Origin of the sequence: Streptomyces sp. NPDC049837, assembly GCF_040674455.1 — a bacterium.
Classification (GTDB): Bacteria; Actinomycetota; Actinomycetes; order Streptomycetales; family Streptomycetaceae; genus Streptomyces.
Map to the genome: position 1 here is coordinate 66,122 of NZ_JBFAMP010000014.1, position 12,224 is coordinate 78,345.

Here is a 12,224-nt window from a genome sequence, read left to right on the forward strand (position 1 = left end):
ACGTCGTGGGGGTGCAGCAAAGTCTGGTCCGGAATGATTAATCAGCTCGTATCCTTCACATCCCGGATGCGAGTGATCACATAGGACGGGGGTCGTGTGCAGGCGTCACCGCAAGCGCGAGCGGCGGACCATCGGCCGTACTTCTTCTTGAGTTATGCGCATACGCCGAGGTACGGAGCCGGCGGCCCCGATCCCGACATGTGGGTCGAGCGGCTCTTCCGCGATCTGTGCGGCCATGTGATGGCCATGACCGATCTCCCGGCCGGAGCCCCCGCCGGGTTCATGGACCGGGAGATCCGCTCCGGCGAAGGGTGGTCGGAACGGCTGGGAGAAGTCCTGGCCACCTGCCGGGTCTTCGTCCCCCTGTTCTCCCCCCGTTACTTCGCCAGCGAAATGTGCGGCAAGGAGTGGTACGCCTTCGCCACCCGGGCGATCTACCACCACGCCAAGCACAACAGGCCCGCCGACGCCATCGTGCCCGCGCTGTGGGTCCCGGTGCCGCCCGAGCAACTCCCCGGCCCCGCCGAGCGGTTGCAGTTCAACCACCGCGACTTCGGCGACCGCTACGTCACCGACGGGCTCTACGGCCTGATCAAACTCCGGATATTCGCCGAGGAGTACGAACGGGCCGTCTACGAACTGGCCAAACGCATCGTCTCCGTCGCCGACACCGCGGGCATCAGCCCCGGCAGACCCGTCGACTACCGCTCCGCGCCCAGCGCCTTCGGCACCCCCGGCCGCGGCCCCAGACCCCTCCAGGTCACCGTCGCCGCCCCCACCCGCCACGACCTGCCCGAAGGCCGCGACCCCGAGTACTACGGCGACATGCCGCAGGACTGGAACCCGTACCACCCCGACGCCGCCCGGCCGCTCGCCTACGTCACCGAGGACCTGGTCCGCTCGCTCAACTACCAGGCCACCGTCACCTCCTTCGACCACGACGCCGGCCCGCCCGACGCCAAGCAGCCCCCCAGCCGCCCCGAGATCCTGCTCCTGGACCGCTGGGCCCTGAAGGACGACGAACGCCGCGAACGGCTCGCCGCCTTCGACGCCGAACACCGCCCCTGGGTCAGCGTCGTCGTCCCCCGCAACCAACTGGACCACCAGAGCAGGGCGGAGGACGCCGAGCTCAACGAGAGGCTCGAACAGACCATGCCCATCAAAATGGGCCAGGGCCGCGCCGCCAGCCGCGCCGCCGCCAGAGGCGTACCGAGCATGGAGGCGTTCGGCCAGATCCTGCCCCAAGTGGTGGAGGCGGCCGCCCAGCAGTACCTGCGGCACGCCGCCGTCTACCCGCCCGCGGGCGGCCGGCACACCGAGCGGCCACGGCTGCGCGGCCCGATGGCGGGCGAACTGGGCACCACCCACTACATACCCGAGACGCACGAGATCGCGCCCGATGCGGAGGATCTGGATGACAGCCAGTCGTGATGGACGCATCGTCACCTTCTACTCCTACAAGGGTGGTACGGGACGGACGATGGCCCTGGCCAACACGGCCTGGATTCTCGCCGCGAACGGCAAGCGGGTCCTGGCCGTCGACTGGGACCTGGAGGCCCCCGGCCTGCACCGCTTCTTCCACCCCTTCCTCGACCCGTCCACCCTCGGCGCCACCACCGGCGTCATCGACCTGATCACCGAATACGCCTGGGCCGCCACCAGCCCCGTACAGCGCTCCGAGGACTGGCACCGCGACTACGCGCGCATCCAGCCGCACGCCGTCTCCCTCACCCCCGAGGCGCTCGGCTGGGAGTTCCCCGACGGCGGCACCCTCGACTTCGTCTCAGCCGGCAAGCAGAACCGCGAGTACTCCGCCACCGTCTCCACCTTCGACTGGGACAACTTCTACGACCGGCTCGGCGGCGGGCACTTCTTCGACGCGCTGCGCGACGACATGAAGGCCAACTACGACTACGTCCTCATCGACAGCCGCACCGGCCTCAGCGACATCGCCGACATCTGCACCGTCCACCTGCCCGACGCGCTCGTCGACTGCTTCACCCTCAGCGACCAGTCCATGGACGGCGCCGCCGCCGTCGCCCGCCAGATCGACGAACGCTACGGCGGCCGGGGCATCCGCATCTTCCCCGTACCGATGCGGATCGACGAGGGCGAGAAGGAGAAGGCCGACGCGGGCCGGGCGCTGGCCCGGCTGAAGTTCGACGGTTTCCCCAGCGGGCTGACGGGGGAGGAACTCGCCTCCTACTGGGGGGCCGTGGAGATCCCGTACCGGCCCTACTACGCCTACGAGGAGACCCTCGCGACCTTCGGTGACGACGCCGGGATCGCCAACTCGCTGCTGTCCGCCTTCGAGCGGCTCACCGCCGTCGTCACCGACGGCGAGGTCACCGCCATGCCGGCGGTCAACGAGGAGGTACGGCTGCGGATCCGCGACGCCTTCACCCGGCGCCGCCCCGCCCTGCCCGCCGACCTCTTCCTGTCGTACGTCGCCGAGAACCGCATGTGGGCCGACTGGATCGAGTCCGTCCTCACCCGGGCCGGATTCCGCGTCGTCCCGCGCGACGTCTCCGCCGACCCCGCGACCACCGGCAGCGACGTGCTCCACGCCGCCGAGAACGCCGCCCGCACGGTCGTCCTGCTGTCCAGCGCGTACCTCAAGTCGGCCCGCGCGGTCGAGGTGTGGGAGCGGGCCGCCGCCGAGGACCCCGGCGGGGGGCGGCGCCACCTGCTGCCGCTGCGCGTCGGCGACGTCCGGCTCACCACCCCCTACATCGACCGCAACCCCGTCGACCTGTTCCGGCTCGACGAGGTGCACGCCACCGCCGCGCTGCTGCGCGCCCTGGACCGGCCCGTCAAGCTCAACGAAGGCGTGCCGCCCGGGCCCCGCTTCCCCGGCACCGTGCCGAAGATCTGGAACGCGCCGCCCCGCAACCCCGGCTTCACCGGCCGGTCCGTCGTCCTGGAGCGGATGCGCGACCAGCTCGGCGGCGGGATGGCCGTCGTCCTGCCCCAGCCGCAGACGCTGTACGGGCTCGGCGGCGTCGGCAAGACGCAGGTGGCGCTGGAGTACGTGCACCGCTTCATGGCCGACTACGACCTGGTGTGGTGGATGTCCGCCGAGCAGACCGACGACGTGATCGCCGGCCTCGCCGAGCTGGCCGTCCGCCTCGGCGCCCAGGGAGGCGACGACATGGCCGCCGCCTCCCAGGAGGCCATCGACCTGCTGCGGCGCGGCGTGCCGTCCAACCGCTGGCTGCTCGTCTTCGACAACGCCGACGACCCCGACGCGCTCAAGCGGTTCTTCCCCACCGGCGGGCACATCCTGGTCACCTCCAGGAACCAGACCTGGTCGCAGTACGGCGACGCGCTGCCCGTCGACGTGTTCCTGCGCGAGGAGTCCATCGAGCACCTCCAGCGCCGCGCCAAGGGGCTGAGCGCCGAGGACGCCGACAAGGTCGCCGAAGCGGTCGGCGACCTGCCGCTCGCCGTCGAACAGGCCGCGGCCTGGATCGCGGAGACGGCCACCCCCGTCGCCGCCTACCTGGAGCAGCTCCAGGACGCCGCCGCGCGCACCCTGGCCCTCAACCAGCCGGCCGGCTACCCCGAACCGGTCGCCGCCACCTGGAACGTCTCCATCGAACGGCTCAAGGAACGCTCACCGGCCGCCGTGCGGCTGCTCCAGCTCTGCGCGTTCTTCGCCCCCGAGCCCATCCACGCCAACCTGCTGTACAGCAAGGAGATGATCGAGGCGCTCAAGCCGTACGACGCCTCACTCCAGGAGAAGCTGGTGCTGGGCCGGGTGATCCGCGAGATCGGCCGGTTCGCCCTGGCCAAGGTCGACCAGGTGTCGAACTCCATCCAGGTGCACCGGCTCGTGCAGGCCGTCATCCGGGCACAGCTCTCCGAGGAGGAGCAGCGCGACGCCCGCCACGCCGTCCACCGCATCCTGGCCGGCGCCCGGCCGGACGACGACGAGCCGATCGACAACCCCGAGACCTGGCCCCGGTTCGCCACCATCTGGCCGCACCTGGGCACCTCCGAGGCCCGGTACTGCAAGGAGCCCGAGACCCGCCGGCTGCTCATCGACCGGGTCCGCTACCTCTGGAAGCGCGGCGACTGGCAGACCGCCGGCGGCCTCGCCGAGGACCTCCGCGACGCCTGGCGCGAGATGCTCGGCAACGACGACCTCCAGTACCTCTACCTGCGCTTCCACCTTTCCAACATCCTCCGCTCCCAGGGCCGTTACGTCGAGGCGCGGGAACTGGACGAGGTCACCCTGGAGCGGCAGCGCGCCGTCCTCGGCCGCTCCCACCCGCACACGTACATGACCACCTCCAGCCTCGCCATGGACCTCGGCGCGCTCGGCCACTACGGCAGGGCGATGGAACTGGCCACCGAGGCGCACGAGGGTTTCAGCCAGATCTTCCACGACTCCCACCCGCGCACCCTGGCCGCCGCGAACAACCTGGCGCTCAACCTGCGCATGGTCGGGCAGTACGCCCGGGCCCGCGAGATCGACCAGGAGGTCTTCGACCGGCGCACCGAGGTCCTCGGCCCCGAGCACCCCTACACCCTCTCCTCGGCCACCTCCCTCGCCCGCGACCTGCGGGAGGTCGGCCGGTACGAGGACTCCGTGGCGCTGCTGTCACGCACGTACGACAGCTACAAGGAGACCCTCGGCCGGGCCTTCCCCGGCACCCTCGCCGCGGGGAAGAGCCTCGCCGTGTCACTGCGCCGGGCGGGCAGACTGGAGGACGCGCGGCGGCTGACCACGGCCACGCGCAACCGGTACCGCGCCAAGTACACCTACGCGCACCCGGACTCGCTGGCCTGCGACCTGAACCTGGCGGCCGACCTGTTCGCGGCCGGGGAGCCGGTGGCGGCCCGGGACCTGGCGCAGGAGGTCCTCGACCAGTACCGGGAGGTGCCCGGCGAGCGGCACCCGTACACCCTGGCCGCCCTCAACAACCTGGGCATCTACCAGTGGGGCTGCGGGGCCCCGGAGGAGGCGGAGCAGCTCCTCCAGGCCGCCCTGCGGGTCATGCGCGAGGTCCTGGGCGAGCGGCATCCGCACGCCCTGTTCTGCACGGTGAACATCGCCAACGCCAAGGCCGACCTGGGCGAACTGGACGAAGCCCTGGCGATCGAGCAGCGCACCGTGCGCGCGCTGCGCGAGGTCCTGGGCGCCCACCACCCGGAGGTGCTGGGCGTCGCCTCCAACCTGGCGGTCACGCTGGGCGCGCTGGGCCGCAAGGACGAGGCCGACCGGTTGCGGGCGGAGACCGCCGACGAACTGGCCCGGCAGTTGGGCGACGAGCACGCGCTCACCCGCCTGGCCCGGGACGAGCGCCGGGTGCACCGGGACCTGGAGCCCTTGGCCGTGTGACGCGCCCTCTTGATGCGGGCTCAGTTCTCCTCCGGGGGGCCTGCGCCTGTGTCGACGGTCGATCGTGCTCGGGTCGCTCGTTCCTCACGACCCTCCGCGCGTTCTCCCTTTCGACACAGTCGCCCCCCTTCGGCTCACTCGCCCGCGTCGAGCAGCCAGGTGAGGACGCGGGGCAGGGCGTGCAGGGCGTCGAAGTGCGCGGCGGCCGGTTCCAGGACGGCCGTCGCGCCCGGGATGCGCCGGGCGAGCCAGCGTGAATGGCCGACCGGCGAGAAGACGTCCTGCTCGCCGTGCCAGAGCAGCACCTCGCCCGGGATGTCGGCCGGGTCGAACCCCCAGGGGCTGCAGAAGGCCACCGCGTCGTCGATCCAGCCGTACGCGGAGGTCCGCAGCGCCTCCTGGTAGTTGCGCAGCAGCATGGACCGCACGCCCGCGTCCGAGACGACCATCCGGTCCGAGGCGGTCAGCTCCCGGCGCAGGTCGTCCAGGAGCCGGACCGGGTCCTTGCGTATCGCGTCCGCGCGGGGCGTGAGGCGGGCGGCGACACCGTCGGGGTCGAGGGTCGCGTGGGTGTACTCCGTGACGTTCGAGGCGGCCATGCCCTCGAACCAGTCCAGCCCGTCCGCGTCCCTGGGCGCCAGCGTCACCAGCGCCGCCGTACGGGTCACCCGGTGCGGCAGCAGGGCGGCGCAGGCCAGCGCGTGCGGGGCGCCGCCGGAGCGGCCCACCACCGCGAACCGCTCCAGGCCGAGCGCGTCGGCGATGTCCGCCACGTCCGAGGCCACATCGGCGACGCTGCGCCCGGCCAGGCGGTCCGAACCGCCGTAGCCGGGGCGGTCGTACGCGATCAGTTGCATGCCACGCTGGTAGAGCACCATGCCACGGGGGGCCGGCCCCAGTCTGCTGCCGGGCGTGCCGTGCAGCAGGAAGACCGGACGGCCCTGCGGGTCCCCCAGGCGTTCCACCATCAGATGCCGGCCGTCCCTCGCGCGCACCCGACGTCGCAAGCCCCCCGCCTCCTTCACGTGTCCGTCGATGACTACCCATCAGGGTGCCTGTACGGGGTCGCTTTGTCGCCTGCCGCGACGTGGCCGGAATTCGCAAACGTCAACCGGCACGGACGGCGGGAGTGGTGGGTGTGCCGGGGGCGCGAAGTGAAGGTCGCGTGCGCGTCCTGAAGTCGACCTTGTGTGCTACCGGTTGGTATCGGGATAGTGGACTGCCCATCCTCCGTGTCAGGGCACCCCACGTACCCGGACACGGCCCCCCACAGGAGAGGTCGAGTTGTGAAGCACCGACGCATACCCAAAAGGCGTGCGGCGATCGCGGGCGGAGCCGCTGTCGCTCTGCTGGGAGCCGGCATCACCTTCCAGACTGCGAACGCCAGTGAGGAAGCGCCCCGGTTCACCGTGAAGACGCTGTCGGCGCCCGCGGCGGGCACCCTCGCCGCGACGCTCGACAAGACACTCGGCGGCGACGCCGCCGGCGCGTACTACGACGCCACCTCCAGGACCCTGGTGGTCAACGTGGTCGACGAGGCCGCGGCCGAGTCCGTGCGCGAGGCGGGCGGCAAGGCGAGACTGGTCGAGCACACGCTGGCCGAGCTGACCGGCGCCCGGCAGACGCTGAAGAGCCGGGCGACCATACCCGGGACGTCCTGGGCGGTCGACCCGGTGAGCAACAAGGTCGTCGTCACGGCCGACCGTACGGTCAAGGGCGCGGCCCTGGACAAGCTCACCCAGGTCGTGAAGGGGCTCGGCTCCAAGGCGGAACTGAAGCGCTCGGCGGGCGAGTTCAAGCCGCTCATCGCGGGCGGTGACGCCATCCACTCCGGCAACGGACGCTGCTCCCTCGGGTTCAACGTGGTCAAGGACGGCCAGCCGCACTTCATCACGGCCGGCCACTGCGGTGAGTCGGGCAGCGAGTGGTCGGACTCCCAGGGCGGGGCGGCGATCGGCTCCATGGTCGACTCGCAGTTCCCCGGCAACGACTTCGCGCTGGTCAAGTACAACGGCGACACCGCGCACCCGAGCGAGGTCAACCTCTACGACGGAGGCAAGCAGACCATCGCCAAGGCGGCCGAGGCGACCGTCGGGATGAAGGTGACCCGCAGCGGCTCGACCACCCAGGTGCACGAGGGCGAGGTCACTGGCCTGAACGCCACCGTGAACTACGGCAACGGGCAGGTCGTCGAGGGGCTCATCCAGACGAACGTCTGCGCCGAGCCGGGCGACAGCGGCGGCTCGCTCTTCTCGGGCGACGCGGCGGTCGGTCTGACCTCGGGCGGCAGCGGCGACTGCTCCTCGGGCGGTGAGACGTTCTTCCAGCCGGTCACGGAGGCGCTGACCACCTTCGGCGCGCAGATCGGCTGACGCCACTGGCATGACGAGGCCCCGGGCCGCCGCGACCGGCGATCCGGGGCTTTGTCATGAACATTTTTGACCGTCCTCGGGCCGGGGGCGCCTCAGGCCGGGGTCGCCTCCAGGACCCGGTAGCCGAAGGGCAGCGGCCCGGTCGCCCGGGCGGGTACGAATCCGGCGGCCTCGAACAGGGCGTGGAACTCCCGCTCGGTGCGTTCCCTGCCACCGGTGACGGTGAGCATCAGCAGGTCGCGCAGGTACAGGTGGGCCGCGGCCGGCCCCGGGGACGCCCGCTCGGGCAGCACCCGTTCGACGACGAGGAGCCGGCCGTCCGGTGGGGCCGCCGCCCTGATGGTGCGCAGGATGGCGATGGCCTCGTCGTCCTCCCAGTCGTGGAGGATCTCCTTCAGCAGGTACGCGTCCGCGCCCTCGGGCACCGACGTGAAGAAGTCCCCGCTGATCACCCGGCACCTGTCCGCGACGCCGGCCGAGGCGAGCCGGCCGGCCGCGGCGGCGAGCCCGGTCGGCACGTCGAACACCACTCCCTGGAGCTGAGGGTGGGAGGAGAGGACGTGCGCCATGAGAGTCCCGTCGCCACCGCCGACGTCCACCACCGTGTGGAAGCGGGAGAAGTCGGTGGCGGCCAGGACGGCGGGCATGGTGTCGCGGGTGTGCTCGGCCTGGGAGGCGTTGAACACGGCGGCCCGTTCCGGGTTGTCGGCGTAGAAGTCCAGCCAGTTCACGCCGTGCGCCAGCTCCCAGGCCGGCTGCCCGGTGCGGATACTGGGCAGCAGGTGTTCCCAGGCCCGCCAGACCTCCGGCCCGCAACCGAGTCTCACCAGCGCGAGAACCGAGTCGGGGGCGTCGCGCCGCAGGGGCTGACCGAGGCCGGCCAGCTCGAAGCGGTCGTCGTCCGTCTGGGTTACGACGCCCAGACCGGCCAGCGCCAGCAGCAGCCGGCGCAGCGACGCGGGGTGCGTACCGGTCTTCTCCGCCAGCTCGGTGCTGCTGTAGGGCCGCTCGGCCAGCAGGTCGGCGAGGCCCAGTTCGGCCGCGGCGTGCACGGACTTCGCCGCCATCATCTGGAGCACCGGCATCAGGAGGCGGGTGTTCGGGGGCGGTGCCGTTTCGTCCATGGTCCCCTCACCGCCCCGCGCGTTCGCGTGAACGCCGTACGTCCGCGTCGATCGCGTTCATCGTGACCTTGCGGTGGAAATAGTGGTATCCGCGGGCACAGGCGTAGTCGATGTGCTCCCGCCTGTGGGTCATGAAGTAGGTGACGTAGTCGCAGATGTTCTCGTCCCCCAGTATGTGGAGGGGGTCGTGCCGCACCGGGATGGTGCCGAAGTCGACGAACAGGGGCAGGATTTCATGCCGAACCACCCCGGCGACGAAGTCGTAGCCCTTCTCGTGGGCGAGCAGCGCGCAATCCCGCAGGATCACTCCCAGCAGGAGATCTCCCCGGAAGCTCTCCTCGACCGCCACGTTGTTCACTTCGAGGATCTTTTTCCCGGCCGCTCCGGGGATGACCTGGTGGAACACTGAACCGGGGTCCGTGGGCGTGAGCCGGAAGATGGCCGTCGTCTCACCGTCGAAGGTGATCCGGTAACAGTGGGACGACTGGCTCGGAAGGAATTCCTCCCGGAACAGGCCGAGGGGTGTGAGGGCCTTCTTCAGGAAGTCCCGGTAGTCCTCCTCCTCCCATGTCTCGGTGATCTCGGAGATCTGGTACTTGTGTAACTCCCGGAGCACGTCGGGATCGTGCGGGGCGGCCGTGTACGTGATGAATGATTCGCGTTCCTGGTTCTCCAGTACCGGGCTCGGGTTCGGTGGCACGTCATCTCCCTGTCAGGCGCTCGCCAGCACGTCCCGGAACATCTGGCCGTAGTAGTGGATGGTCATCCGCCTGCCCTGGATGACCTCGTCGAGGTCGGAGTCCTTGACCAGGAGTTCGTTGACCGCCCTCTTCACGTCCTCGATGTGCCGGGCGTCGAATCCGGCGTGGCTCTTGATGAAGGAGATCTGGTTCTTCTCCAGGCCGTACTCGCTCCTGAGGAGGTCGGCCATCGACTTGCCGAGGTCCGCGCCGAGCCCCTCGGTGAGGCTCGCCACGCCGAGGATGCCGAGCGGGCTGCCGTAGGTCGCCATGTAGTAGTTCTGGGCGACCAGCCCCCACGAGCCGGGCTTGGGCGGCACCGCGAGGACCTCCTCCGCGTTCTCGCCGAGGTTCTGGAGGTCCTTGATGCAGAACAGGTCGTGGTTGTTCTCCTCCTGGACCTGCTCGAAGAACCAGTCGCGCAGCCCGCGGTAGTCGTCACCGAGCCTGGCGCCGGCGAGGGACAGCATGCGGGAGGTGTGCCGGACCATGTGGTACGTCTCGCGCAGGTAGCTGATGTAGTGCTCGCGCTTCATCCGCCCGCCGGCGACCACCTCGATCAGCGGGTTCCGTTCGATCTCGCTCGTGAACTCGTCTTCCGTGGCAGCCAGCAGCTTTTCGAAGTTGCTCATGTTCCGCTTCCTTCCGGAGATCGGTTCGGGACAGTCAGCTGCGCTTGGGCCTGGGCTTGAGGTGCTCCGGCCACGGCAGCAGGCGGTAGGCGGCCACCGACCGGGCCAGCGTCGCCCCCTCCGCGTCCGTGAGCTTGCCCTCCAGGAAGGCCGACTTGCCGCCCATGGAGGTGATCCGGCCCTCGCCGAACACCTCTCCGACGAAGACCGGCCTGATGAAATCGGTGGTCATGGAGATGGTGGACGGCAGGAATTCCGCTTCGGTGAGACCGACCACCGCGGAACCCATGCATTCATCCAGCATGGCGGTGATGAATCCGCCGTGAACGGTTCCGCCGGGATTGGTGAACTCCTTGGCGGCGGTGAATGAAAGATGGATGGAATTCGCCGCCCGGTCCAGCCCGAGCAGCTTCCAGGAGATCATTTCCGCGACCGGCGGAAGATCGCCCAGGCGATCGTAAACGGTTTCCTGCTCGAGGTGTGTTTCGGACACGTCGAGGCTTCCCTTCTTGCCTGTGGGGAGGGACCGGGAGCCGAACCGTACGCACGGCATGATCAGACATGCCGGATTTCGGGACATCAAGCGCCACCGATTCTTGGCAGTGGCCTGACGCCTTGTCAAGGCGCATAGTCCGGAGAATATCGATCATGGGTGGACCGCATGGTTTCGGCCAACTCCGCCCGGTCCGCTCGTAATCCCCTCACGGCCTTGACCCATGGTGACGGGGAGTCTAATTTACCCGACGGTAGATCCGACAGTAGGTCCATGGGCACGAAGCCGAGCACGCATTTTGTTTTTTCGCTCTCTCGCTCTCGCTCTCGGAAGGTCTGGACACCAGTGAGCTTCTTCGACTTCTACGTCCCGGGCGCCCCCAAGGAGATCTGGAACGTTCCCATGGCGGGGGCCACCCGCTTCAATTGGGACTACGGCGACGGCCGCGACCGGCTGCTGAGCCTGTATCAGAAGGGCAAGGACAAGCAGTGGGACGCCCAGAAACGCATCGACTGGGACCTGGAGGTCGACCCGGACAACGCGGCGGGCCTGCCCGATGAGTTCAACCCGCTGCTCGGGTCGCGGATCTGGGACCGGATGACCGAACGGGAGCGCGTCGAGTTCACCCGGCACCAGGGATCGTGGCTGTTCAGTCAGTTCCTCCACGGGGAACAGGGCGCCCTGAACGTGTCGGCCCGTATCGTCGAGTCCGCGCCCGACCTGGACTCCAAGTTCTACGCCGCCACGCAGACCATGGACGAGGCGCGTCACGTGGAGCTGTACACCCGGTTCCTGCGCGAGAAGGTCGGGATGTACTACCCGATCAACCAGGACCTGGCCAAGCTGCTGGCCGAGTCACTGGAGGACTCCCGCTGGGACCTCCCCTACCTGGGCATGCAGGTCCTCATCGAGGGCCTGGCCCTCGCCGCCTTCGGCCTCTTCCGGGACGTGTCCACCAACCCCCTGGTCAAGCAACTGCTCGCCTATGTGATGCAGGACGAGGCCCGTCACGTGGCCTTCGGGCGCCTGGCGCTGAAGGACTACTACGCCCAGCTCACCACGGCCGAGCGGGCCGAGCGCGAGGAGTTCGTCGTGGAGGGCTGCTACCTGCTGCGCGACCGCTTCAAGGGCCGGGAGGTGTACGAGCAGCTCGGCCTGCCGGTCGACGAGTGCATGGAGCACGTCGACAACTCCGAGATGTACCGCCTCTACCAGTCACTGCTGTTCAGCCGGGTCGTGCCCTGCGTCAAGGACGTCGGCCTGTGGGGCGAGCGGGTCCAGGCCGCGTACACCGACATGGGCATCCTCGACAACGCCAAGGGTGACCTGGAAGCGCTCATGCGGCAGGACGAGGACATCGCCGAGGCCGTGGACCGGGAGCGCTACGAAGCCGAACTCGGCGCGCGGCGGCGGGAAGTCGACGAGGCGATATCCCTCGGCGCGGAAGCCGGTGGCGGTTCCGGCGCCTCCGGTGCCGACCGCACGCCGGACCGGCCCGGGAACCCGTAGGGTCGGT

9 protein-coding genes are annotated in these 12,224 nt (G+C 69.7%); 4 read left to right on the forward strand and 5 right to left on the reverse strand.

Going from position 1 to position 12,224, the window contains the following annotated elements; translation table 11 throughout:
* Positions 1-96 precede the first annotated feature (96 nt).
* Both AB0J57_RS30225 and fxsT read left to right on the forward strand, forming a co-directional pair.
* On the forward strand, positions 97-1,431 hold the full coding sequence (locus AB0J57_RS30225; protein WP_366131534.1) for a TIR-like protein FxsC: 1,335 nt from the start codon (positions 97-99) through the stop codon (positions 1,429-1,431).
* Positions 1,415-5,347 (forward strand): FxSxx-COOH system tetratricopeptide repeat protein, encoded by a 3,933-nt coding sequence (gene fxsT, locus AB0J57_RS30230; protein WP_366131535.1) that lies wholly within the window; start codon positions 1,415-1,417, stop codon positions 5,345-5,347. The genes AB0J57_RS30225 and fxsT overlap by 17 nt, the downstream gene beginning before the upstream one ends.
* A 134-nt stretch (positions 5,348-5,481) precedes the next feature.
* On the opposite strand, the gene AB0J57_RS30235 is transcribed toward fxsT, so the two are convergent.
* Entirely contained in the window at positions 5,482-6,354 is an 873-nt protein-coding gene (locus AB0J57_RS30235) for an alpha/beta fold hydrolase (protein WP_366131536.1), read from the reverse strand.
* 279 nt (positions 6,355-6,633) lie between these two features.
* Here AB0J57_RS30235 and AB0J57_RS30240 point away from each other — a divergent pair, with 279 nt between their 5' ends.
* On the forward strand, positions 6,634-7,719 hold the full coding sequence (locus tag AB0J57_RS30240; protein WP_366131537.1) for a S1 family peptidase: 1,086 nt from the start codon (positions 6,634-6,636) through the stop codon (positions 7,717-7,719).
* Between the two features lie 92 nt (positions 7,720-7,811).
* Here the strand turns inward: AB0J57_RS30240 and AB0J57_RS30245 are convergent, their stop codons facing one another.
* Genes AB0J57_RS30245 through AB0J57_RS30260 form a run of 4 tightly spaced genes read right to left on the reverse strand, consistent with a single transcriptional unit; the run spans position 7,812 to position 10,708 of the window.
* Entirely contained in the window at positions 7,812-8,843 is a 1,032-nt protein-coding gene (locus AB0J57_RS30245; protein WP_366131538.1) for a methyltransferase, read from the reverse strand.
* 7 nt (positions 8,844-8,850) lie between these two features.
* Positions 8,851-9,543: a hypothetical protein gene (locus tag AB0J57_RS30250; protein WP_366131539.1), complete on the reverse strand. Its 693-nt coding sequence runs from the start codon at positions 9,541-9,543 to the stop codon at positions 8,851-8,853.
* Positions 9,544-9,555: 12 nt separating this feature from the next.
* Positions 9,556-10,215: an iron-containing redox enzyme family protein gene (locus AB0J57_RS30255; RefSeq protein WP_366131540.1), complete on the reverse strand. Its 660-nt coding sequence runs from the start codon at positions 10,213-10,215 to the stop codon at positions 9,556-9,558.
* 34 nt (positions 10,216-10,249) lie between these two features.
* Positions 10,250-10,708, reverse strand: coding sequence for a PaaI family thioesterase (locus AB0J57_RS30260; RefSeq protein WP_366131541.1), 459 nt, complete (start codon positions 10,706-10,708; stop codon positions 10,250-10,252).
* A gap of 402 nt (positions 10,709-11,110) precedes the next feature.
* Here AB0J57_RS30260 and AB0J57_RS30265 point away from each other — a divergent pair, with 402 nt between their 5' ends.
* Positions 11,111-12,217 (forward strand): ferritin-like domain-containing protein, encoded by a 1,107-nt coding sequence (locus tag AB0J57_RS30265; RefSeq protein ID WP_366131667.1) that lies wholly within the window; start codon positions 11,111-11,113, stop codon positions 12,215-12,217.
* Positions 12,218-12,224 lie beyond the last annotated feature (7 nt).

Bases quoted from the DNA above. Each gene is read 5' to 3' on its own strand.
- fxsT (WP_366131535.1), top strand. From the start codon at position 1,415: ATGACAGCCAGTCGTGATGGACGCATCGTCACCTTCTACTCCTACAAG.
- AB0J57_RS30245 (WP_366131538.1), bottom strand. From the start codon at position 8,843: ATGGACGAAACGGCACCGCCCCCGAACACCCGCCTCCTGATGCCGGTG.
- AB0J57_RS30255 (WP_366131540.1), bottom strand. From the start codon at position 10,215: ATGAGCAACTTCGAAAAGCTGCTGGCTGCCACGGAAGACGAGTTCACG.
- AB0J57_RS30265 (WP_366131667.1), top strand. From the start codon at position 11,111: ATGGCGGGGGCCACCCGCTTCAATTGGGACTACGGCGACGGCCGCGAC.